This window comes from Castellaniella sp. S9 (assembly GCF_027257175.1).
Classification (GTDB): Bacteria; Pseudomonadota; Gammaproteobacteria; order Burkholderiales; family Burkholderiaceae_B; genus Castellaniella.
The window spans coordinates 16,813-39,706 of record NZ_JAPFGD010000007.1 but is presented as its reverse complement, the minus strand read 5'-3'; the positions used below and the strand labels follow the sequence as shown (position 1 = coordinate 39,706).

Sequence of the window (22,894 nt, the reverse complement as noted above, 5' to 3'; positions counted from 1 at the left end):
GCCGCGAGGGGCCACCGCCGGCGCCTCAGGCGGCGGCGGGCGCGGGGTCGGCCAGCCTGCCCAGCGCCGCGCCTGCCAGCAGGGCGATGACCTCGAGGAATGCGGTGCCCATGTCCTCGGTGAAGCGTTCGGGGTCGTCCGAGCCCAGCACCAGCAGGCCGACGGGGGCTTGTCCGGCCAGCGGACGCAACGCCATGATGGCCACCGATGCGGGAGGCGATGCCAGCCAGGCCGCGGCCTCTTGTCCGGCCAGCGGCCCGCAGTACGGGACCTCGAGCGCGGCGGCATACTCGCGGATGCCGGGGGTGACGTCCTGTGCGAATTCGCTGTCGGCCAGCGCCGGCAGGTCCCACACGCGCAAGGCCAGGGCGGACAGGTCGAACAGGTCGCCCAGGCTGCGGATGATGTGGGCCGGAATCTGCGCGGAGTCGGGTTCGGCCAGCATCCGCGCGCACCATTGCATGATGGCTTGATTGATGCGTTCGTTGCCGCCGGCGTTGTACAGCAGTTGGGCGAGGCGGCGTTCCTGCGCCTTGGCCCGGTCGCGCAGCGTGAGGATCTGGCGCTCGCCCAGCGAAATCGCGCGCGCCTGATGCGGGTGCGGCACGTTCAGGTTGGCGAACAGATCGGCGTGCTGTTCGAAGAAGTCCGGGCGGGTGCTGAGGTATTCGGCGATAGCCTGGGCGGTCAGCGCGTCTTGAGTCATATCCTGGTGGATTCCCTGAAAGTTGCGGTCAGGGCGTCGATGTCGACCTGGCCGTTGAAGACAGTGGCGGCCGGGCCGCGCATGCGCAGGCGCCCGTCCTCCCAATCGATGTGCAGCGTGCCGCCGTGTGTATCGACCCGCACCGGGTTCGCCAGCAGGCCGCGGCGCATGCCCGCCACAGCCGCGGCACAGGCGCCGGTACCGCAAGCCAGGGTTTCGCCCGCGCCGCGCTCGTGGACGCGCAGGCGGATGTGGCCCGGCCCCTGGACCTGCATGAAGCCGACGTTCACCCCTTGCCCGAAACGCGGATGCGTCGCGATGGCCGGGCCGACGACATCGACCGGATAGTGCTCCACGTCCTCGACCTGGAGCACGGCGTGCGGATTCGAGATCGCCACCAGCGACCACAGCAGCGGACCCTCGTGGCCGGGCACGTCCAATCGGTAGAGCGTGTCGTCCGCGCAGGCTTGCGTGGCCAGCCCGTCGGCGTCGAAATTCAGGTCGGCGGGTTCGAAGCGGGTCTGGCCCATGTCGACCGTCACCTCGCCGTCGTCCGTCTCGGTCAGCACGATCAGGCCGGTGCAGATCTCGGCGCGCAGGGGATTGCGGTGCGAGAGGCCTTGCTCGTGGACGAAACGCACGAAACAGCGTGCGCCGTTGCCGCAGTGCTCGACCTCGCCGCCGTCGGCGTTGAAGATGCGATAGCGGAAATCGGCCTCGGGGTGCAAGGGCTCCTCGACCAGCAGGATCTGGTCCGCGCCGATGCCGAAATGGCGATCGGCCAGCGCCCGGGCCCGCTCGGGCGTCATGTGGATGGGCTGGCGCACGCCGTCGAGCATGATGAAATCATTGCCGGCGCCATGCATCTTGGTGAAGTTCCAGATCATCCCGGGATTATCCTGCAAAGCGCGCCGCCGAACCAGACCGCGGCGGCGGTCCGGGCAGGAACGGTCCGCATGCCCGGCCGCGGTTCAGTAGACGCCGGGCTCGCCCTCGGGACGGGTCTTGAAGCGCCGGTGGACCCAGTAGTATTGGGCCGGATCGCGGCGGACCTCGGCCTCGATCAGGCGATTCAGGCGCGCGGTGGCCGCCGCCGGATCGTCGTCCCCGGGGAACGCCTCCAGCGGTGCGCCGACCTCGACCCGGTAGCGCCCCGTGGCCGCATCCAGCCGGCTGATGACCGGCACCACCGCCGCATCCCGGGCCTGGGCGATCTGCGCGGCCGACAGCAGGGTGGCCGCCGGGATGCCGAAGAATGGGACGAACGCACTGCCTTGGCGGCCGAAATCCATATCGGGCAGGTAATAGACCGGGATCCCCTTGCGCAGATGCCGGATCAGCCCGCGCACGCCGTCGCGGCGGCTGACCAGATGCACCTGGTGGAAGCGCCCCCGGCCCTGACGCACGATCTCGTCGACGTCGTGGTCGCTCTGCTGCGTGTACAGCGTGGCCGATTCCTTCAGGAACAGGGTCAGGCGGGTCGCGGCGGCGTCCAGTGCGATGAAGTGGGGCGCGAACATCAGGATGGGCCGGCCCTGGTCGAGCAAGGTGCTCAGGTGCGCCTCGCCCTGCAGCTCGATGGTGTCCAGGATGCGCTCGGGCGTGCCGAACCAGCACAAACCCCGGTCGACGAATGACTGGGCCAGCAGGCGGAAGTGACGCCGCAGCAGCGCCTCGCGCGTGGCGGCATCCATGTCGGGAAAGCAGAGGCGCAGGTTGGTGCGCACGATGTGCGTGCGCGAGCGCAACAGCAGGGGCGTGATCCGACCCAGGACCCGGCCCCAGCGCAGGCGCGCAGGCGTGGAGCAGCGGCCGAAATGGCCCAGCACCGCCCGCAGCAGAGGCTTCTTGTCGAGGCTCATGCGGACTCCCCGGGGATGGGCGGCGCATCCTCCGGCTGCTTGTAGCGGTTGTAGCTCCACAGGTATTGCTCGGGAAACCGGCGGATCAAGGTTTCCATTGCCTGGTTGATTGCGGCGGCGACCGCCTCCGGCGTGTCGGCCAGCGGTTCCGGCAGCCGCAGGTAGTGCATGCGCCAGCCGCGTGCGCCGGGCAGGCGCTCGCCGGCCGTCAGGATCACGGCGACGCCGGTTTGCAGGGCCAGGCGTGCGGCCAGCGTCATCGTCAGGGCGGGGCGGCCGAAGACCGGCAGCCAGACGCCGTCGCCCTCGCGCGGCACCTGGTCGGGCAGCATGCCGACCGCCTCGCCGCGCCGCAGCGCGCGCACGAACTCGCGCACCCCGTGGCGGTTGGCCGGCACCGCCCGCAGGTTGTGCATGTCGCGTGCGGACTCCACGATCGGATCCAGTAGCGGGCTGCGCGACGGGCGGTACATCACGGTCAGGGGACCGTATTGCGTGAGGTGGCGCGCGGTGATTTCAAAGCAGCCCAGGTGAGGGGTGAGGTAGATGATCCCCCGGCCTTCGGCCAGCGCGGCGCGCACGATGGCTTCTTCGCCGCTGCCCGTGATGGCCAGGCATTCGCGGGTGCGCCACCAGACTTTTGGAATCTCGAGGACCATGGCGCCGGATTCGGCTGCGGCCCGGCGGGTGAAAGCCGCATCGGCATAGCCCGCCTGGCGGGCGTTGTTCCTCAGGCGCCGGCGGTAGCGGCCGGGAAACGCATAGACGAGCAGGCCCAGCGCGCGGCCGATGGCCTGTAGCATCCCGAGGGGCAGCGCGGCCAGCAGCCTGACGAAAAACGACAGCATGAACGGAGCGACTCCTGGGCGGGGCGCGCCCGCCCCAATATCCCTGATGAAAGCGAAGAATTCTGCGATGAGGGGCTATTTTCGCTTAAAATCCGTTCCATCGCTGAGTTAACCGACAACTTGCGGAGCGATACCGGCCCTTCCGGGGCCGTCAAAAAACCGCTAAAGCGTCGCGCCCCGACTCCTTGGTATGAGGTGCAACGCGTTTCGTTCAACCTCGTCCCGGCGCATGCGCCGGCACAACCTAAGGACGCATCGCTGTGGCAAACAACGATTTTCTCTTTACTTCCGAATCGGTCTCCGAAGGCCATCCCGACAAGGTCGCCGACCAGATCTCCGACGCCATCCTGGACGCCCTGCTCGAGCAGGATCCCACGTCGCGCGTAGCCGCCGAAACGCTCTGCAACACCGGGCTGGTGGTGCTGGCCGGCGAGATCACGACCACCGCCAACATCGACTACATCCAGATCGCCCGCGACACCATCCGGCGCATCGGCTACGACAACACCGACTACGGCATCGACTACAAGGGCTGCGCCGTGCTGGTGGCGTATGACAAGCAATCCCCGGACATCGCCCAGGGCGTGGACCGCACCCCCGAGGAAATCCTCAACCAGGGCGCCGGCGACCAGGGCCTGATGTTCGGCTATGCCTGCGACGAGACCCCCGACCTGATGCCGGCCCCCATCTGGTATGCGCACCGGATCATGCAGCGCCAGAGCGAACTGCGCAAGGACGGCCGCCTGCCCTGGCTGCGTCCCGACGCCAAGTCCCAGGTGACTTTCCGCTATATCGACGGCAAGCCCGCCGAGGTCGATACCGTGGTCGTGTCGACCCAGCATCATCCCGACATTTCGCAGGACGACATCCGCGACGCCGTGATCGAGCACATCATCCGGCCCGTCTTTCCCGAGGGCCTGCTGACCGGCAAAACGCGCTACATGGTCAACCCCACCGGCAAATTCGTCATCGGCGGCCCGCAAGGCGACTGCGGCCTGACCGGCCGCAAGATCATCGTCGACACCTACGGCGGCGCCTGCCCCCACGGCGGCGGCGCGTTCTCGGGCAAGGATCCCTCCAAGGTCGACCGTTCGGCGGCCTATGCGGCCCGCTACGTCGCCAAGAACATCGTCGCCGCCGGCCTGGCGCGCCAGTGCCAGGTGCAGGTCAGCTACGCCATCGGCGTGGCCGAGCCCATCAATATCACGGTCTACACCGAGGGCACCGGCGTCATCCCCGACGAGCAGATCGCACGCCTGGTGCGCGAGCACTTCGACTTGCGGCCCAAGGGCATCATCAACATGCTGGACCTGCTGCGCCCCATCTATTCCAAGTCGGCCGCATACGGCCATTTCGGCCGCAGCGAACCCGAGTTCAGCTGGGAAGCCGCCGACAAGGTGCAGGTGCTGAAGGCCGCCGCCTGAGGAAAGACATGAACGAACGTACCGGTCCCAGCACACCGTCGCCGACGGACGGTGCCGGCCCGGTGCGCGGCCGGCGCGACGAAACCCTGTCCTCTGCGGAGTGTGCCTGCGCCGCCGGGGGCGCGGATGCGGCGCCCCGCCTGCCCGTGGGCTCGGCCGCAGACGCCCAGGCTGACGCCCGCTCGCTGAACCCCACCGATTCACCTTGCGTGGCCCTGTGCTCGACTTTGTACGACGACGTTTGCCGCGGCTGCGGGCGCACCGTCTTCGAGGTCGCCAACTGGGTCTTCATGGACGAGGCCGAAAAACGCGAAGTCTGGGACCGTATCCGCAGCCAGGGTTTTCCCCGCAGGCGCCCCGCCACGGGGCGTCACGGTCCGGCATCCGGCACGGGCGAATAACAGTCCGGGGCGCTCGCCAGCAGGGCGAGCAGCAGCGCCGCGCACAGATTGTGCGCCAGGACCAGCGCCAGCGGCAGCCCCAGCGCCACGAGGGCCAGGCCCAGCGTCACCAGCGCTACGGGCAGGCCGGCAAGGACGGCGGCGAAGGCGCGTGCCCCGCGGCGCCACGCCCGCCATGACAGCATCGCCAGCATCACCGCCAGTGCCAGTCCGACGCCGCGGTGCGTCATGTGCAACCACGCCCCGCCCGCGTGGGTGGGCGGCGTTCCCGCAGCCGGTTCGATCCACGGATTGAACGCCTGCCAGCCGCCCGCACCCAGGTCGCAGGCGCCGAAAGCCGGGCAGCTCAGGCCCGCCTGACCCGCACTCACCAGCCCACCCAGGGCCACCTGGACCAGCGCCAACAGCAGCGCGAGGCGAAACCCGTGTGGCGCCGTTGCCGCAAGGCGGCCGTGGCCCACGCGGGTCCTTCGAGTGGCCAGCCGCACACTGAGGGCGAACATCGCGAATCCTCCCAGCAGGTTGCCCAGCGTCACCGCCGGCAGCGCGGAGGCGCCGGCCGCCATCCCGAGCACCGCGAGGAACAACGCCAGCCCCAGCAGGCCCAGGGCCATGCGGCCCTCCGGCCACAGGATGGGACGCGGCCCCAAGGCGACGGCCAGCATGGCCAGCACCAGCAGCAGGGCTGCGGAGGCAGCCATCCGGTGCGCGGCGCGCGCGGCCGGTGGCGCACCGGGCGCATCCGCGTCCAGCGCCTGCGCCTGCTGGCATTGAGGCCAGGGCTGACAAGCTGGGTCGACGCGGCTCAGGCGCATGTGGGCGCTGAGGCCGATGATCGACAGCACCAACGCCGCGCAGAACCAGGCCATGCCGCGCAGCCATGCGCGCCGCCGCGCTATGCGAGGCGCTGCCGGGTATGAAACGGGGACATGGGCGTTCATGGTCGGCTCCTGGGGCGACGGGGGGAGCCCCGGCCGCGGGGCGTGGGGGCGTGTCATTTTGACAGCTTTCCGCCCGGGTTCGGCCGTTTACTGGCGCGAAACCTGGCGGCGAATTCCCAGAATTGATGCAAATCATGGCATTGGCCCTTGGCGCCCCGGACAATCACATCACCCCTGAAACAGGCATGCACCGGGTTTCCATCCCGTGTCCAAGAGCAACCCAGGGCATTTCGAGGAGACCACCATGGGCCACCATGACGACGACGAGGACGAGAAGGTTCCCCTGATCCAGCAGCTGCTGGACAGCCCGTTTCTGCTGCTTTTTCTGGGCGTGATGATTCCCATGGTGGTCTACAACCTCTGGGGCTTCATCGACATCCTGACCATCCCCGCGGCCAAATAAGGAAGCCGACCCATGAGCGCAATACTGCCCCCCTCAGAGCGGCTGTGGTGGAAGCACCCCCTCGACCGCCTCGAAGCCACCTGGATCATCATTTCCTTCGTGTGGTGCATGATCATGTTCTTCATGATGGTGCTCTGGCACGTCTACGGCAAACAGAACCTCGCCACCGAAACCTACAAGACCAACCCGGCGCAGTTCATGGCCCAGACGCAGGCCTTCGTGGATAAATGGACGGTGCGCACCGAGACCGACCAGAAAATCCCCGTGGTGGCGCCGCCCGAGGGGGCCGACATCTATCTGATCGCCCGCCTCTGGAGCTGGTGGCCCATCCTCGAACTGGAAAAGGGCAAGACCTACAAGCTGCACCTGACCGCCATGGACTACAACCATGGCTTCTCGCTGCAGCCCACCAACATCAACATCCAGGTGGTGCCGGGCTACGAGCACGTGATCAAGGTCACGCCCAACGAGTCCGGCGTCTTTTCCATTGTGTGCAACGAGTATTGCGGCATCGGCCACCATGAAATGGTGAGCCGCCTGTACGTCAAGTAAAGCGAGGACCGACATGGCCGTCAACACCACTTATCGTACGTGCCCGCGCTCGGGGCTGCAGTTCGAGGACCAGGCTGAAAAACTCATCAAGATCAACGCCGTCACCGCCATCGTCGCGCTGATGGTCGGCGGACTGCTGGCCATCGGCGTCGTGCTGACGCGCTGGCCCGCCGTGCACTGGCTGCCCGCCGACACCTTCTACATGGTGCTCACGGCGCACGGCCTGGACATGCTGATCTACTGGATGATCTTTTTCGAGGTCGCGGTTCTGTACTTCGCCGCGTCCTCCCTGCTGCGCTGCCGGATCGCCACGCCACGGATCGCCTGGGCGGGCTATGCGCTCATGCTGGTCGGCGCCGTGGTCAACAACATCGCGGTCTTCCGGGGCGACTCCAGCGTCATGATGACCTCGTACGTGCCGATGATGGCGCATTGGTCGTTCTACCTGGGCCTGATCGTGTTCGCCGTCGGCGCCCTGATCGCCTGCGGCGTGTTCTTCGGCACGCTGGTCGTCGCCAAGCGCGAAAAGACCTACGAGGGCTCGGTGCCGCTGGTGACCTTCGGCGCCATCACGGCGGGGATCATCGCGGTCTTCACCCTGCTGTCGGGCGCGATCATCCTGATCCCCACCTTCTTCATGTCCATCGGGCTCCTGCAGAACGTCGATCCGCTGGTGTACCGCGTGATCTGGTGGGCGCTGGGCCATTCGTCCCAGCAGATCAACGTGGCGACCCATATCTCGATCTGGTATGCCGTGGCGGCCATCGCCTTCGGCGCCAAGCCCATGTCCGAGCGCGTCAGCCGCGGCGCCTTCCTGCTCTACATCCTGTTCCTGCAACTGGCCAGCGCCCACCACATCCTGGCCGACCCGGGCGTCAGCACCGAATGGAAGATCGTCAACACCAGCTACTTCATGTATTTCGCCGTGCTGGCCTCGATGATCCATGCCTTGTCGATTCCCGGCGCCATGGAGGTCGCGCAGCGTGCGCGGGGCTTCAACAAGGGCCTGTTCGAGTGGCTGCGCAAGGCGCCCTGGGGCAATCCCGTATTCTCCAGCGTGTTCATCTCGCTGGTCGGCTTCGGTTTCCTGGGCGGCATCTCCGGCGTGATGATGGGCACCGAGCAGCTCAACCTGCTGATCCACAATACCATCTACGTGCCGGGGCATTTCCACGCCACCGTCGTCATCGGGTCCACCCTGACCTTCATGGGCCTCACCTATTTCCTCATCCCGGTGCTGTTCCGGCGCGAGATCATCTCGCCTAACCTGGCGCGCATCCAGCCCTATTTCTTCGGCTTCGCGATGTACTTCTTCTGCCTGGTGATGATGGGCGCCGGTACGCTGGGCGTGTCCCGCCGCCATTGGGACATGGCCTTCAGCGGCCATGCCCTGGCCTACGAGTGGCCGGGCGCCGCCTACCTGATGATGGGGCTGGTGGGCATCGGCGGCGTCGTGGCCATCATCGGCGGCGCGCTGTTCGTCTACCTCGTGCTGGGCTCGCTGCTCTGGGGCAAAAAGCTCGACACCGGCGTGGTCAGCAACACCTTCACGCCCGTCCAGCGCGCGGCGCCGACGGCGGCGGTCCAGACCTACGGCTCCGCGGGCTTCGTGGCACCCGGCACCTTCGTGCTGGCCATGGTCTTTCTGCTGGCCTTCGTGCTGTACTACTTCGTCAACTGGAAGTACCTCAGCCAGCTCTGGGGCCTCAGTTGACGAGGCCGGGGTTCTAGGAACGAGGTGTCCGGTTTGATGTTGTTTTCCCGTCTTTGGCGTGGCGCCGCGGCCTGCGGCCTGGGATTGGCGCTGCTTGCCGCGCCGTCCCCCGCTCGCACCGAGGCGGCCGGGGCGTCGGGCCTGGATGCGGACCATGCCCTCGCCCTCAGCCAGGCTGCGCTCGGGCGCCGGATCGGCGACCATATCCTGGTCGACCGCGGGGGCAGCCCGGTGTCCCTGGCGTCCTTCCGCGGCAAGCCCCTGCTGGTCAGCTTCATCTACACCGGCTGCTTCCGGGTGTGTCCCGCCACCACCCGCTCGTTGCAAGAGGCCGTCAAGGGCCTGCAGAAAAGCCTGGGCGTCAACCAGTTCAACATCGTCAGCATCGGCTTCAACCAGCCCGCCGACTCGCCGCAGGCCCTCAAGGCGTTCGCCACCCAGTACGGCATCACCGCGCCCAACTGGGAATTCCTCAGCCCACCCGCCGCCATCGTCCCCGATCTCACGGCGGATTTCGGCTTCGCCTATGCCGCGACGCCGGCGGGCTTCGACCATGTGCTGCAGGTCTCGGTCCTGGATGCCGAGGGCCGCATCGTGCATCAGATCTATGGCGAGGACGTCGCGGCCGGCGCATTGGGCGAACCCCTGAAGATGCTGCTGGCCGGGATGCCCCTGAATCCGTCGAACACGCTGCTCGACAACCTCATGGATCGCGTCCGCATCATGTGCACGGTGGTCGACCCCGAGACCGGCGCGTATCGGGTCGACTACACCTTGCCGATCCAGATCGCGGGAGGTGCGACCTTCTTCGTTCTGATGATGATTTTCTTCATCAATGAATGGCGTGCGAGCCGGCGAGGCGCGCACAAAAAGAGGGGGCGCAGCACCGCTTGACGCCGATCCGACCGACAGGCTGCCGGGGCGCGCCCCTTGCATCCCAGTCACGATGCGTCCGGCGCGCCGCGCCCCCGTTCCCAAGGAGCCCCTGATGAGGCGCGTATTCGATTGGGCGGGCCAGGCCCTGCTGTATGGCTGCTTCGCGGTGGCGATCGGCGTGTTTTCGCGCTGGCCCGCATACCATCCCCTGCCGCCCGACATGGCGCAGATCAAGGTCAGCTTCATCCACCACGGGGCGCGGCTGGCCGACTGCCGCCCGTATACCGCCGAGGAGCTGGCCAAACTGGCGCCCAACATGCGCAAGGCCACCAAGTGCGAGCGCGAGCGCTCGCCGGTCAGCATCGAGGTGGATCTGGACGGCCGGACGGTGCTCAGCCATGTGGCGGCGCCGTCGGGGCTGTCGCGCGACGGCGCTTCCACCATGTATCGGCGGCTGGACGTCCCGGCGGGCCAGCACCGCATCGCCGTGCGCTTCAAGGACAAGCAGTCCGCCGAGGGGTACACCCACCAACGCGAGGACACGATCACGCTGGCGCCGGCGCAGGTGATGGTGATCGATTTCAACGCTGATCAGGGAGGCATCGTCCTGCAATGAGTGCAAATCCTTCCCATGTGCCGGGCCTGCGCGGTGGCGTGCCCATGGCCCCGCCGCCGGCGTGCCTGGGCGCGGACTATCAATTGGACATTGTCCGGGACGCGCGCCTGGCGCTGGGGCGCGGCTGGCTGGGGCTGGGGCTGGCCGCGCTGATCGGCTCGGGCCTTTTTTCGATGCTGCTGGTGGCGTCGCGTACGCCCTTCGTCAACCAGTGGCTGCCGTCCGCCGATTTTTTCCGGGTTTCGCTGGTGCTGCACGTGGACCTGTCGGTACTCGTCTGGTTCGTGGCGATGGCCGGCCTGCTCTGGAGCCTGTACGGCTCCCGGCGCATGCAATGGATGGCGTGGTCGGGCTTGTGGGTCACGGCGGCCGGCACGCTCGTCATGGCGCTGGCCCCTTTCCTGGACCCCGGCGAGGCCATCATGGCCAACTACATCCCGGTGCTCGATTCGACCCTGTTCCTCGCGGGGCTGGTGATGTTCGGTTGCGGCGCGGCGCTGCTGGTGCTGCGCAGCCTGCTGGCCGCGCCGCGCCTGGGGCTGCGGTACGACGGGCGCGGCGCCCTGCACTTCGGCCTCGGCGCGGCCGCCGTGGCGGCCGCCGTCGGCGTGCTCAGCTTCGCCTGGTCCTGGGCGGTGCTGCCCACCGCCCTGCACGGCAAGGCCTACTACGAGATCCTGTTCTGGGGCGGCGGGCACGCCCTGCAGTTCACCTGGACTTTGCTGATGCTGGTGTGCTGGCTATGGCTGGCCAGCGCCTGCGGGGCGCGGTCGATGCTCACGCCGCGCGTCGTGATCCTGCTGTTTTCCCTCGCCCTGGCGGGTGTCTTCGTCACCCCGTACGCCTATCTCGCGCACGAGGTCGCTTCTGTAGAGCACCGCAATCTGCTGACCTGGGCCATGCGCCTGGGAGGCGGCCCAGCCATCCTGCCTGTCGGCCTGGCGGCGGTCTGGGGCGTCGTCGCTCTTCGGCCGGCCGACGCCACGCTGCGCCCGCTGCGTGCGGCGCTGCTGGCGTCGGTGCTGGTGTTCGCCGCGGGCGGGCTGATCGGCATTTTCATCGACGGCAGCAATGTCCGCATTCCGGCGCATTACCACGGCTGCATCGTCGGTGTGACGCTGGCGCTCATGGGGATGGTCTATCGCATCCTGCCCGTGCTGGGCTACGAGGCGCCACAGGGCCGCTTGGCCACCTGGCAGCCGTGGCTATACGGCATCGGGCAACTGATCCACATCATCGGCTTGGTGTGGTCGGGCGGCTACGGGGTGCAGCGCAAGGTGGCGGGCGCCGAACAGGTGTTGCGCAGCACCGGCGAGGTGATCGGCATGGGCATGATGGGCCTGGGCGGCTTGATCGCCATCGTCGGCGGCCTGCTGTTCGTGGTGGTGGCGATCCGCGCCGTTCGCCGGCCGGTGGCGCGCTGAAGGGAATCCAATGATCAAGAGACTTCAAGGCCTGTTGCAGTGGTGTTTCCTGCGGGTCGAGGCGATGTTCAACGCCGCATTCGGCGATCGCATCAATCCCTTCTATCACCTGGGGGCGATCTCCTTCTTCCTGTTCTGGGTGATCGGCGGCAGCGGCCTGTACCTTTATATATTCTTCGAGACCGGGATCACCGACGCGTACGATTCGGTGGTCTCGCTCAGCACCACGCAGTGGTGGCTGGGCGGCATCATGCGCAGCCTCCACCGCTATGCCTCGGACGCGATGGTGCTGACCATGGCGCTGCACATGCTGCGTTATTTCGCCCTCGACCGGTTTCGCGGGTTCCGCTGGTTCTCGTGGCTGACGGGGGTCATGCTGATCTGGATGGTCTACGCCACCGGCATCAATGGCTACATGCTGCCCTGGGACCAGCTGGCGCAATACGTCACCGTGGCGACGTTCGAATGGCTCGACTGGCTGCCGATCTTCGACGGCGCGCTGATGCGCAATTTCCTCTACACCGAACATGTCGGCAACCGCTTCTTTTCCCTGCTGTCCTTCATGCACGTGGGCCTGCCGCTGGTGGTGCTGATGGTCATGGCCATCCATGCGCAGCGCGTGCCCAAGGCGCGCACGATCCCGCCGCGCCCCATCGTGGCGGGCCTGCTCGCGACGCTGGTGGTGCTGTCGCTGGTGGCGCCGGTGCACAGCCAGGGCGGCGTCAGCGAATTATCCCGGGCGGTCTCCCGGATCGAGCTCGACTGGTTCTACATGGGGATCTTTCCGCTGCTGACGCAATGGCCGTTGGGCTGGGTGTGGACCTTGGTGCTGGGCGCCTCCATGCTGCTTGCGCTGCTGCCCTGGTGGCCGCCCCGATTCCGTCGGGGCGAGCAGCGCTTGGCGGGGATCATGATCCACGGCGAACCCGGTACCAGCGCCCAGGTCCAGGCGCGCGAAGGCGAGACCATCCTCGACGCCGGCCTGCGCGAGGGGCTGGCGCTGCCGTTCGAATGCCGCAACGGTGCCTGCGGCCTGTGCATCTGCACCGTCCAGCAGGGGTCTTACGATCACCGTCCTTACAGCCCCGGCGCGCTGACGGATGCCCAGAAGGCCCGGGGCATGGCCCTGATGTGCTGCGCCTTGCCGCGCGGCGACATGGTCGTCGAGGTCGAGGGTTTCGCCGGCGGGCCCGCCCTGGCCGTGCGGGAATACACCGCCACCGTGGCGCGCCTCGAGCCGCTGTCCGACGACGTGATGTTCCTGGCCCTGCAACCGTCCGACCGCGCAGCCCTGGAGTTCAAGGCCGGTCAGTACATCAACATCGTGTTGGACGACGGCCAGCGGCGTGCATTCTCGTATGCCAGCCGGCCCGGCGGCGACGGGCTGATCGAATTGCATGTCCGCCTGGTGCCGGGAGGGCGCTTCACGACCCATGTGTTCCAGGGCATGCGGATCGGCGATGTCGTGCGCTTCGAGGGGCCGCTGGGCCAGTTCACGCTGCGCGACAGTCCCCAGCCCATCCTGTTCGTGGCGGGCGCCACGGGCTTCGCACCGGTCAAGAGCATCGTCGAGGACGCGTTCGCGCGCGGCGTGCAGCGTCCCATGCGCCTGTACTGGGGCGTGCGCCGGCGCGCCGACCTGTACATGCTGGATCTTTGCGAACAATGGCAGCGCGAGCATGGCAACTTCACCGTGGTGCCGGTGCTCTCCGAGCCCGCCGACGGCGACGGCTGGACGGGCCGCACCGGCCTGGTGCACGAGGCCATGCTGGCCGATGTCGCGGACCTGCGCGGCTACGAGGTCTATTTGTGCGGCTCGGTCAGGATGGTCGAGGCGGCGGCGCCGGCCTTCATCGCCCAGGGGCTCGACGAGAACGCCTGTTTTTCCGATGCGTTCCTGACGGCGGCCCAGGCGCCCAGCGGGCCCGCCACCTCTTGAACGCTGGCCCCGCACCCACGCTATAATCCCCACTTGCCCGAGGGGCGCTGCAGCGGCGCGACGACCGGATCCGACGGATCCCGCGCGCCGCCAGGCTCGGGATCTCGTTTTCAAACGGCGCCCATCGCCGCCTCGCGCGGGTCCGATGGGCTGCCGCTTTCCCATCGCCGGCGCAGGCTCTACAGGACTATCATGAGCACTGCACACGACTACGTTATCGCCGACATCGCCCTGGCCGACTGGGGCCGCCGCGAAATCGCCATCGCCGAAACCGAAATGCCCGGCCTGATGGCCACGCGCGAGGAATTCGCCGCCGCACAGCCCCTCAAGGGCGCGCGCATCGCGGGCAGCCTGCACATGACCATCCAGACGGCGGTGCTGATCGAGACCCTGAAGGCACTGGGCGCGGAGGTCCGCTGGGCCTCGTGCAACATTTTCTCGACCCAGGACCACGCCGCCGCCGCCATTGCCGCCGGCGGCACGCCGGTCTTCGCCGTCAAGGGCGAATCGCTCGAGGACTATTGGCAGTACACGCACCGCATTTTCGATTGGCCCGGCGAGCAGGCCAACATGATCCTCGACGACGGCGGCGACGCCACGCTGCTGCTGCACCTGGGTGCGCGCGCCGAATCCGATCCCGCGGTGATCGCCAATCCGGACAACGAGGAGGAACGCGTGCTCTATGCCGCCATCCGCGACCGTCTGGCCCGCGACCCGTCCTGGTATTCCACGCGCCTGGCCCAGATCAAGGGGGTCACCGAGGAAACCACCACCGGCGTCCACCGCCTCTACCAGATGTCGCAGCGCGGCGAGCTCCAGGTCGCCGCGATCAACGTCAACGACTCGGTCACCAAGTCCAAATTCGACAACCTCTATGGCTGCCGCGAATCGCTGGTCGACGGCATCAAGCGCGCCACCGACGTCATGGTGGCGGGCAAGATCGCCGTGGTCTGCGGCTTCGGCGACGTGGGCAAGGGCTGCGCACAGGCGCTGGCGGCCCTGCGCGCGCAGGTCTGGGTGACCGAGGTCGATCCGATCTGCGCCCTGCAGGCCTCGATGGAGGGCTATCGCGTCGTCGATCTGGACGAGGTCGTCGAGCAGGCCGATATCTTCGTCACCGCCACGGGCAACTACCACGTCATCAACCGCGACCACCTCTATCGCATGAAGGACCAGGCCATCGTCTGCAACATCGGCCATTTCGACAGCGAGATCGACGTCGCCTCGGTCGAGGACCTGCAATGGGAGGAAATCAAGCCCCAGGTCGACCACATCATCTTCCCCGATGGCCGGCGCATCATCCTGCTGGCCAAGGGCCGTCTGGTGAACCTGGGCTGCGCCACGGGGCACCCGTCCTTCGTCATGTCGGCCTCGTTCACCAACCAGACCATCGCCCAGATCGAGCTCTTCACGCGTGGTGAACACTACCAGCAGGGCCAGGTCTACGTGCTGCCCAAGCATCTGGACGAAAAAGTCGCCCGCCTGCACCTGACGAAGCTCGGCGCACGGCTGACCACGCTGAGCCAGAAGCAGGCCGACTACATCAACGTCAAGGTCGACGGCCCGTACAAGCCCGAGCACTACCGCTACTGATTCCGGCGCGCGCGGCGCGCCTTCCACCGGAGCCCATCATGACTCTATTGCTCGTCTGGATCCTGAACGCCGTGGCCCTGCTGGTCGTGGCCTACATCCTCCCCGGGATCACCGTTGCGTCCTTCGGCTCGGCGCTGATCGCCGCGCTGGTGCTCGGCCTGCTCAATACGCTGGTCAAGCCGGTGCTGATCCTGCTCACCTTGCCGATCACGGTGGTGACCCTGGGCTTGTTCCTGCTGGTCCTGAACGCCCTGGTGTTCTGGTTCGCCGGCTCCATCCTCAAGGGCTTCCAGGTGGATGGGTTCTGGTGGGCGCTGCTGGGCGCCCTGGTGTACAGCATTGTGTCGGGGGCCTTGGCGAGCCTGCTGCTCGCATGAGCGCCGCATCACCGTCGATCTTCAGCCTGGAGTATTTCCCGCCGCGCGACATCGCGGCCCAGGAGCGGCTCGTGCGCTCGGCCAAGCGCCTGATGGCCTTGCGCCCCGGCTACGTCAGCGTGACTTTCGGCGCGGGCGGCTCCACCCGTGAAGGCACCGTCGATACGGTGCAGCTGATGCAGAACCTGGGCGCCGACGTGGCGCCCCATCTATCATGCATCGGCTCGACGCGCGCGCAATTGCGCAGCATCCTGGACGCCTATCGGGCGCGCGGCGTACGCCGCCTGGTGGCCCTGCGCGGCGACCTGCCCTCGGGCATGGGCGGCGACACGGGCGAACTGCATTATGCCAGCGACCTCGTGCGCTTCGTGCGGTCCGAGTACGGCGACGCCTTCCACATCGAGGTGGCCGCCTATCCTGAAATGCATCCGCAGGCCCTCGGCGCGCGCGAGGATCTGGACCATTTCGTCGCCAAAGTCTCGGAAGGCGCCGACAGTGCGATCACCCAGTATTTCTTCAATCCGGACGCGTATTTCGACTTCGTCGACCGCGCGCGCGCGCGCGGCGTCGACATCCCGATCGTGCCGGGCATCATGCCGATCACCAACTATACGCAGCTTGCCCGTTTTTCGAACATGTGCGGCGCCGAGATCCCGCGCTGGCTGCGCCTGCGCCTGGCGGATTTCGGCGACGACAAGGCCTCGATCCGGGCTTTCGGCACCGAGGTCGTATCCCGCATGGTGGCGCGCCTGCTCGAGGGCGGCGCGCCGGGGGCGCATTTCTACACCCTGAACAACGCCGATGCGGTGATGGCGATCTGCGCCAATCTCGAGGGCGGCTCCTGAATTAGGGTGAACAGGCCCTAAAGCTCGGGCGCCGGCAGGGCCCACCCCTTGTCGGTGAGGACGCCGTCCAGGCGCACGTCGTGGACGGCGGGCGAGTAGTCCTCGCCGCTGAGATCCCCGCAGGCCCAGGCGATGCCCAGGGTCGTGAACGGATGGCCCGAGGCCTTGAGGGCGGCCAGGGTGCGATCATAGTATCCGCCGCCATATCCCAGGCGGTCGCCCTGCCGGGTGAAGCCCAGGGTGGGGACCAGGACGACGTCGGGCGGCGGGGCCTGCGGGCCTTCGGGCTCCAGGATGCCGTAGGCGCCCGGCCTCATGGGCGTGTCCGGCGTCCAGGTGCGGAATTGCAGCCGCGCGCCGGGCGCGGTGACGACCGGCAGCGAGACCGTCAGGGTCTCGTCCTGCGCCCACTGGCGCAGCAGGGGCTGCAAGGCGGGTTCGTCGGCCATGGACCAGAAGGCGGCGATGCACTGGGCGTCGGGGCGGCCCGATTCGAGCAGGCGGCTGCGGTTGGTCGCCAGCCAGGTGTAGAGGCGCCCGCGTATCAGCAGGGCGCCGCGGTCTCGATCGCCGGCAGCCTGTTGCGCGCGGCGCTGCTTGAGTCGCATCCGCAAGGGGACTGCGTTATCCTGTGCGTTGTCGTTCATGGCGTAGTAGCGGGGTTGCAGGCGATATGTTGTCAAGCCTTCTAAGGTATCAGAAAAACCCGGGATGCACCGCCCTTGGGGCCGGCCGCTGGCGCGGCACGGCGGCGGGCGCGGTCTTTGCACTGGGCCTGGCGGGCTGCGCGGGCGCCGAGGCGCCGACGGTGCCGCCCCCTACGCTGGCCACAGTGGGCGCCTTGCCGGCCGGCCAGGCCATCCAGGCCAGTCCCTCGCTGCCGGCGCCGGCGCGCGCGGCCGCGCCCTACGTGCCGCCGGTCGTGCCCGCGGCGGCACGCCAGGCGGTCGTCGATGCCTACGAGGCCATGCAAAAGCGGCGCTGGGACGAGGTCGCCCGCCTGGCGCCGCTGGCGGCGGCCGATCCGGTGCTGGGCCTGTATCCGCGCTACTGGCTTCTGCGCCACAAGCTGTCCGATCGCACCACGCCCGTCCCGGACGCCGAGGTCGGGCAGTTCCTCGCCGACAATACCGACGCCTATCTGGCCGACAGGATCAAGGGCGACTGGATCCTGGCCGCCGTGCGGGCGGGCGACTACGGCGGGGCGCTGCGCGTCGGGCCGGTGATCGTCGGCAGCACGAGTCTCGAGTGTGCGCAGTTGCTGGCCGGCCACATGAGCGGGCGCAAGGCGCGTGCCGCGGAGGTCCTCGAGGTCTATCGGCCCAACAGCGATTGCTGGGACATGCTCGACCAGGTCGTCGAGGACCACGTGCTCAGCCGCAACCAGCTGGCGACGCTGCTGCGCGATACGCTCGAGACCGGCAAGGAGGCCCATGCGCGCCGGGTGGCGGCCATCGTCTTCGATACGCCGGCCATGGTCCAGTACGCCGCGCTGATGAAAAATCCCCGCAAGTGGCTCCAGAACCAGTCCAAGCCGCGCACCCGGATCCAGACCGAACTGACGGCCATCGCGCTGTCCCGGCTGGCGCGCGAGGACGACCGGGCGGCGGCCGCGCGCGATGTCGAGGGCCGCTGGGCGGGCTTCGTGCCCAAGGCGGATCTGGAATGGGTCTGGGGCCAGTTCGGGCTGGTGGCCGCACTGAACGTCGAGCCCGATGCGGCGCGCTGGTACCGCAAGTCCGGCTTCGTTCCCATGACCGACTACAACCACGCCTGGGAGGTCCGGGCCGAGCTGCGCGAGGCGCGGATCAATTGGGGGCGGGTCGCCACGGCAATCCGCAAGATGTCCGCACGCCAGGCCGACGAACCGGTTTGGCGCTATTGGTACGGGCGTGCATTGGCGGCCCAGGGCAACCAGAAGGCCGCACGGCAGTATTTCGAATCCATCGCCACGGATCTCAGCTTCTACGGCCAGCTGGCCAACGAGGAACTGGGACGGCCGCCCTATATGCCGGCCCAGCCCGTGCCGGTGGATGCCGCGCTCGTCCAGCAGGCGCGCGCGAACCCGGGCCTGGAACGCGCGATCGCGCTGTTCGACCTGGGATGGCGGCGCGAGGCGGTGCCGGAATGGAATTTCGCCCTGCGCGGGATGGACGACCTGCAGTTGCGGGCGGCGGCCGAACTCGCCCGCGAGGAGCACATCTACGATCGCGTCGTGAATACCTCCCTGCAGACGCGCAACGAGGTCGATTTCAGCCAGCGCTTCATTGCGCCGTTCGAAGGCCAGGTGGCCGCCAAGGCGCGCGAGGTCGACCTGGATCCGGCCTGGGTCTATGGCCTGATCCGGCAGGAATCCCGCTTTATCACCGATGCGCGTTCGCGGGTCGGCGCATCGGGCCTGATGCAGCTCATGCCCGCGACCGCGCGCTGGGTGGCCCGCAAGATCGGCATGAAGGATTTCAAGCCCAGCCGGGTCAATGAATTCGACGTCAACACCATATTGGGCACCCGGTACCTGGATATGGTGCTGCGCGACCTGGACGGCTCCGAGGTCCTGGCGACGGCGGGTTACAACGCCGGCCCGGGGCGGTCCAAGCGCTGGCGCGCACGCCTGCAGGCGCCGGTCGAGGGCGCGATCTTTGCCGAGACCATTCCATTCACTGAAACGCGCCTGTACGTCAAGCACGTCATGTCGAACGCGGTCTACTATGCCGCCTTGTTCTCGGGGCAGCCCCAGTCGCTCAAAGAGCGCCTGGGCACGATCAGCCCCTCGGGCGCGGCCCGCACCGCCTTGCCATGAGTCCTTGCGGCGACCCTGCCGTCGAGGGGCTGGAGGTCTATGTCGTGGGCGGCGCCGTGCGCGACGCCCTGCTGGGCTTGCCGGCGGGGGATCGCGACTGGGTAGTGGTCGGCGCCACGCCCGAGATCATGGCGGCGCGCGGCTTTACGCCCGTTGGCGGCGACTTCCCCGTGTTCCTGCATCCGCGCACGCACGAGGAATACGCGCTTGCGCGCACCGAGCGCAAGTCGGGGCGTGGCTACAAGGGCTTCGTGTTCCATGCCGGGCGCGAGGTCACCCTCGATGAGGATCTGCGGCGCCGCGACCTGACGGTGAACGCGATCGCGCGCGCGCCCGACGGCGCGCTGATCGATCCCCTGGGCGGCGTGGCCGACCTGCGGGCGCGGGTATTGCGCCACACGGGCCCCGCATTCATCGAGGATCCAGTGCGGCTGCTGCGCCTGGCGCGTTTTGCGGCGCGGTTCCACGAATTCTCGATCGCACCCGAAACCCTGGCCCTGTGTCGCGCCCTGGTGGACAGCGGCGAGGTCGACGCCTTGGTGCCCGAGCGCGTCTGGCAGGAATTGGCCAAGGGCCTGTCCACCGGCCATCCCGGACGGATGATCGAGGTGCTGGCCGAATGCGGCGCCTTGCCGCGCGTGGCGCCGGGGTTGCGGTGGGACGAGACGGTGGCTGCGGGCCTGCGCGAGTCCGCGCGCCGCGGGCTGGACCTGGCCCAGCGCTATGCCCTGCTGTGCCGTGCCTCGTCGGCGAGCCTGCAGGACGCCTTGCGGGCGCCCACCGCCTGCCGTGACCTGGCGCGCCTGCTGCCCGGGGTGCTGGAGCGCCTCGGGGATGGCGCCGTCGGCGCCGAGGCCCACCTGGACCTGCTGGAATCCTGCGATGCCTGGCGGCGGCCGGACCGCTGCCGGGCGCTGCTCGAGGCGGCATCCTGCGTGCGCGCGGACGTCGACCAAGCCGCCTGGGCGCAACGCATCGAGGCGGCGCGCGCCGTCGATGCAGGGGCGATCGCGCGCGCCGCCGGCGGCGATGCGGGGCGCATCCGCGCGGGCCTGCGGGCGGCGCGGCTGCGTGCTCTGGAGGCGCTCGAGGCCTGATTGCCGCGCTTCCGGCGATTGTGGCGAATCGGACGCAGATACCATCAGTCGTTGACCGCCACGTTCAATTTAAGTACAAAAGATACTTAATATTTCATTTGATACTTATATTTTCATTGTGCGGAGGCTCGCTTGCGAAGAGGACGCTGGTTTCAACGACGCCCCCTGACAATTCAATGCATGCGAGCCGTGCCGGCCGGGGGGCCGATGCGCCTGCGACCCCGCGCGCGCCTGATGACGTTCATGGCCCTTGCCGTGTCGGTGCTGCTGGTCGGCTGCGATGGCTCGGGCGGTTCCGGGGGCGAGGCGCCCGGACCGAATGTGCAGATCAGCGGCCAGGTGACCTACGATTTCGTGCCGCTGGTCGCCTCCGTCGCTCCACGGGGCGCCTATCTGAACTATGCCGGCACCATCGCCAGTCCGGCGCGGGGTGTGCAGATCGCCGCCATTGCCGACGATGGCCGGGAACTGGCCTCGGATGATGCCGATGCCGATGGCCGTTACGTCCTCACCGTGCCCAAGAACATGCAGGTCCGCCTGCGGGCGACCGCGCGCCTGTTCCAGGCGCCCGGCGAGGGCGCCAGCTGGGACTTTTCCATACGCGACAACACCTCGCCGGGTTATGTCGACGGCCAGGCGTCGATCTATGCGGTGCAGGGCGAGGCGTTCAACACCGGCGCCACGCATCTGACGCGCAATCTGCATGCGGCCTCCGGCTGGACCGGCGCCGGATACGGCAACCAGCGCTCGGCCGCGCCCTTTGCCATTCTGGATCAGATTTTCTCGGCCATGCAGAAAGTCCTGGCCGTGGACGAGGATGCGGTCTTTGCGCCCATGAATACCTATTGGAGCGTGGCCAATCGCCCGAACGGCGGCGACAAATCCCGGGGCGAGATCAGCACCAGCCACTGGTGGTCCGGCGCCGATCAGCCGGGACTCTACATCCTCGGGAAAGAGGACGTCGACACCGATGAATACGACACGGCGGTGATCGTGCACGAGTGGGGGCACTACTTCGAATCCAGACTGTCGCGCTCCGACAGCCGGGGAGGCGATCATACCGGCGGGGATCGGCTGGACATGCGCCTGGCCTTCGGCGAAGGGTGGGGCAATGCCCTGGCCGGCATGGTGCGAGACGATCCAGTCTATGCCGATACCATGGGTCTGCGGCAAAGCGTTCCGGGCGTGGTCATGAACCTGGACACGATCCCCGCCGATGAGCCGCGCGGCTGGTTCAATGAGGCTTCGGTGCAGCACGTGCTCTACCAGATGTACAAGTCGCCGTCGATCGGCTTCGGGCCGATCTACGAGGTGATGGTCGGGCCGCAAAAGAACACCCCGGCCTTTACCAGCCTGTTTTCGTTCGCCACCTATTTGCGCGAGGCGGCCAATGGGGTGTCCAGAGGCGTGATCGATTTTCTGCTGGGCGAGATCTATACGGTCAATGGCGTCGACCTCGATATCTGGGGCGCCAATCAGACCTATCCTGTTGATCCCAAGTCCTTGCCAGTGGGCTACGAAACGATCGTTTTGCCGATCTATACGGATCTGGTGGTCGACGCGGGCGACGTCGCGGTCTGCGGAACGGATGGCTTTGGCACTCAGGACAGCGCCAAACTGGGCAATTACCGGTACCTGCGAATGGTGATTCCCGCCGATGGCGATTACACCTTGACGTTCTCGGGTCCAGGCACCGAGAGCTGGGCGGCCTTGTATCTCAATGGTGAGTACGCTGGTGCTTTGAAAGAGAACAGCACGGCCACGGACACCCTGGCGGCGGGGGTTTATGCGGTGTGGGTGCAGGGGGACCCGGCGAAAGAATGCCGGACCATCCGCGTAGATCAATAAGGGGATCGCCATGAAACTCCAACTCCTGGCGATCGGCATCGCCCTGTTTGCACTGACGGGCGTCAGCCACGGCGCCGGCCACACTCACGCCGTCACCCCCAAGCCCGGCGCGGCGGTGGCGGTGCAACGGGCCGATGAAGTGCCCTTGTCCATCGGCGTCCAGACGCGCCTGGACTTGCGGTTCACCGGCAGACCCGACAGCGTGTTGAGCATCGAGTACCGTCCCGAGGACGGCCTGGTGCTGCATTCGCCGGCGACGGTGCAGCTGCGCAGCGACCTGCGGGGCGCGGCGACCGATGCGCCGACCGTCGAGGCCGTCACCGACGGCGTCCACTACCTGAACGTCTTCGTGACGGAAGGCGCCCGCAGCCGGGCGATCTCGATCCGTGTGACGGCCGGCAAGGCCGCCCGCGACGCGCGCAAGCCCGACGGCCAGGGCCAAACAGAAGCCCTGCCGTCGCCGGGCACATCCGGCGTGACCTCGCAAGGCGAACCCTTGATCATCCTGCCGGCGGCCGAGTAATTGATTCTTCGCACCAAACCCCATTCCTAAAAGCCATGACCTTCAAAGACGATATGCCCCTCGGCCTTGCGACCGACCGGACCCACTCGCCGTCTGGATTCCGCT

At 67.7% G+C, this 22,894-nt stretch carries 22 protein-coding genes and 1 riboswitch; of the genes, 16 read left to right on the top strand and 6 right to left on the bottom strand.

Going from position 1 to position 22,894, the window contains the following annotated elements:
• Positions 1 to 25: 25 nt before the first annotated feature.
• The 4 genes from OOZ48_RS12420 to OOZ48_RS12405 all read right to left on the bottom strand — a co-directional run bounded on the left by OOZ48_RS12420 (position 26) and on the right by OOZ48_RS12405 (position 3,416).
• Positions 26 to 706 carry a DUF484 family protein gene (locus OOZ48_RS12420; protein WP_269498794.1) on the bottom strand — a complete coding sequence of 227 codons (681 nt, stop codon included), beginning with the start codon at positions 704 to 706 and terminating at the stop codon, positions 26 to 28.
• Entirely contained in the window at positions 703 to 1,611 is a 909-nt protein-coding gene (dapF, locus tag OOZ48_RS12415; protein ID WP_269498792.1) for a diaminopimelate epimerase, read from the bottom strand. Before dapF ends, OOZ48_RS12420 begins: the two co-directional genes overlap by 4 nt.
• A gap of 66 nt (positions 1,612 to 1,677) precedes the next feature.
• A complete protein-coding gene (locus OOZ48_RS12410; protein WP_269498790.1) occupies positions 1,678 to 2,568 on the bottom strand; it encodes a lysophospholipid acyltransferase family protein in 891 nt (296 codons plus the stop codon).
• The gene (locus tag OOZ48_RS12405) at positions 2,565 to 3,416 is read right to left on the bottom strand and encodes a lysophospholipid acyltransferase family protein (protein ID WP_269498788.1); all 852 of its coding nucleotides are present in this window, start codon (positions 3,414 to 3,416) and stop codon (positions 2,565 to 2,567) included. The genes OOZ48_RS12410 and OOZ48_RS12405 overlap by 4 nt, the downstream gene beginning before the upstream one ends.
• Before the next feature lie 260 nt (positions 3,417 to 3,676).
• Here OOZ48_RS12405 and metK point away from each other — a divergent pair, with 260 nt between their 5' ends.
• Together metK and OOZ48_RS12395 are read left to right on the top strand one after the other, a co-directional pair.
• The gene (metK, locus tag OOZ48_RS12400) at positions 3,677 to 4,840 is read left to right on the top strand and encodes a methionine adenosyltransferase (protein WP_269498786.1); all 1,164 of its coding nucleotides are present in this window, start codon (positions 3,677 to 3,679) and stop codon (positions 4,838 to 4,840) included.
• Positions 4,841 to 4,980: 140 nt separating this feature from the next.
• Positions 4,981 to 5,241 (top strand): DUF1289 domain-containing protein, encoded by a 261-nt coding sequence (locus tag OOZ48_RS12395; protein ID WP_269499137.1) that lies wholly within the window; start codon positions 4,981 to 4,983, stop codon positions 5,239 to 5,241.
• On the opposite strand, the gene OOZ48_RS12390 is transcribed toward OOZ48_RS12395, so the two are convergent.
• Complete coding sequence (locus OOZ48_RS12390; RefSeq protein ID WP_269498784.1) at positions 5,211 to 6,182, bottom strand: COX15/CtaA family protein; 972 nt, start codon at positions 6,180 to 6,182, stop codon at positions 5,211 to 5,213. The genes OOZ48_RS12395 and OOZ48_RS12390 overlap by 31 nt on opposite strands.
• Positions 6,183 to 6,387: 205 nt before the next feature.
• Between OOZ48_RS12390 and OOZ48_RS12385 the strand changes: the two genes are divergently transcribed.
• From OOZ48_RS12385 to metF, 10 genes are all read left to right on the top strand, one after another.
• Positions 6,388 to 6,585, top strand: a complete 198-nt coding sequence (locus OOZ48_RS12385) for a hypothetical protein (RefSeq protein ID WP_269498782.1) — start codon at positions 6,388 to 6,390, stop codon at positions 6,583 to 6,585.
• Positions 6,586 to 6,597: 12 nt separating this feature from the next.
• The gene (locus OOZ48_RS12380) at positions 6,598 to 7,137 is read left to right on the top strand and encodes a cytochrome C oxidase subunit II (protein WP_269498780.1); all 540 of its coding nucleotides are present in this window, start codon (positions 6,598 to 6,600) and stop codon (positions 7,135 to 7,137) included.
• A 13-nt stretch (positions 7,138 to 7,150) separates the two neighbouring features.
• The gene (locus tag OOZ48_RS12375; RefSeq protein ID WP_269498778.1) at positions 7,151 to 8,851 is read left to right on the top strand and encodes a cbb3-type cytochrome c oxidase subunit I; all 1,701 of its coding nucleotides are present in this window, start codon (positions 7,151 to 7,153) and stop codon (positions 8,849 to 8,851) included.
• Between the two features lie 36 nt (positions 8,852 to 8,887).
• Positions 8,888 to 9,745, top strand: a complete 858-nt coding sequence (locus tag OOZ48_RS12370) for an SCO family protein (protein WP_269498776.1) — start codon at positions 8,888 to 8,890, stop codon at positions 9,743 to 9,745.
• A 94-nt stretch (positions 9,746 to 9,839) separates the two neighbouring features.
• The gene (locus OOZ48_RS12365; RefSeq protein WP_269498774.1) at positions 9,840 to 10,343 is read left to right on the top strand and encodes a hypothetical protein; all 504 of its coding nucleotides are present in this window, start codon (positions 9,840 to 9,842) and stop codon (positions 10,341 to 10,343) included.
• Positions 10,340 to 11,767, top strand: a complete 1,428-nt coding sequence (locus OOZ48_RS12360; protein WP_269498773.1) for a cbb3-type cytochrome c oxidase subunit I — start codon at positions 10,340 to 10,342, stop codon at positions 11,765 to 11,767. The genes OOZ48_RS12365 and OOZ48_RS12360 overlap by 4 nt, the downstream gene beginning before the upstream one ends.
• A gap of 10 nt (positions 11,768 to 11,777) precedes the next feature.
• Positions 11,778 to 13,706 (top strand): FAD-binding oxidoreductase, encoded by a 1,929-nt coding sequence (locus tag OOZ48_RS12355; RefSeq protein ID WP_269498771.1) that lies wholly within the window; start codon positions 11,778 to 11,780, stop codon positions 13,704 to 13,706.
• Between the two features lie 33 nt (positions 13,707 to 13,739).
• Positions 13,740 to 13,836, top strand: a riboswitch (S-adenosyl-L-homocysteine riboswitch).
• Between the two features lie 62 nt (positions 13,837 to 13,898).
• Positions 13,899 to 15,299 carry an adenosylhomocysteinase gene (gene ahcY / locus OOZ48_RS12350; RefSeq protein ID WP_269498768.1) on the top strand — a complete coding sequence of 467 codons (1,401 nt, stop codon included), beginning with the start codon at positions 13,899 to 13,901 and terminating at the stop codon, positions 15,297 to 15,299.
• Between the two features lie 38 nt (positions 15,300 to 15,337).
• Positions 15,338 to 15,676, top strand: coding sequence for a phage holin family protein (locus OOZ48_RS12345; RefSeq protein ID WP_269498766.1), 339 nt, complete (start codon positions 15,338 to 15,340; stop codon positions 15,674 to 15,676).
• Positions 15,673 to 16,521: a methylenetetrahydrofolate reductase [NAD(P)H] gene (gene metF, locus OOZ48_RS12340; RefSeq protein WP_269498763.1), complete on the top strand. Its 849-nt coding sequence runs from the start codon at positions 15,673 to 15,675 to the stop codon at positions 16,519 to 16,521. Before OOZ48_RS12345 ends, metF begins: the two co-directional genes overlap by 4 nt.
• A 17-nt stretch (positions 16,522 to 16,538) precedes the next feature.
• On the opposite strand, the gene OOZ48_RS12335 is transcribed toward metF, so the two are convergent.
• Positions 16,539 to 17,168, bottom strand: coding sequence for a 5-formyltetrahydrofolate cyclo-ligase (locus OOZ48_RS12335; RefSeq protein WP_269498759.1), 630 nt, complete (start codon positions 17,166 to 17,168; stop codon positions 16,539 to 16,541).
• A 26-nt stretch (positions 17,169 to 17,194) separates the two neighbouring features.
• Between OOZ48_RS12335 and OOZ48_RS12330 the strand changes: the two genes are divergently transcribed.
• The 4 genes from OOZ48_RS12330 to OOZ48_RS12315 all read left to right on the top strand — a co-directional run bounded on the left by OOZ48_RS12330 (position 17,195) and on the right by OOZ48_RS12315 (position 22,789).
• Entirely contained in the window at positions 17,195 to 19,321 is a 2,127-nt protein-coding gene (locus OOZ48_RS12330) for a lytic transglycosylase domain-containing protein (protein ID WP_269498756.1), read from the top strand.
• Entirely contained in the window at positions 19,318 to 20,418 is a 1,101-nt protein-coding gene (locus OOZ48_RS12325; RefSeq protein WP_269498754.1) for a CCA tRNA nucleotidyltransferase, read from the top strand. Before OOZ48_RS12330 ends, OOZ48_RS12325 begins: the two co-directional genes overlap by 4 nt.
• 207 nt (positions 20,419 to 20,625) lie before the next feature.
• On the top strand, positions 20,626 to 22,266 hold the full coding sequence (locus OOZ48_RS12320) for a hypothetical protein (protein WP_269498753.1): 1,641 nt from the start codon (positions 20,626 to 20,628) through the stop codon (positions 22,264 to 22,266).
• A gap of 10 nt (positions 22,267 to 22,276) precedes the next feature.
• Positions 22,277 to 22,789 (top strand): hypothetical protein, encoded by a 513-nt coding sequence (locus OOZ48_RS12315; RefSeq protein ID WP_269498750.1) that lies wholly within the window; start codon positions 22,277 to 22,279, stop codon positions 22,787 to 22,789.
• Positions 22,790 to 22,894 lie beyond the last annotated feature (105 nt).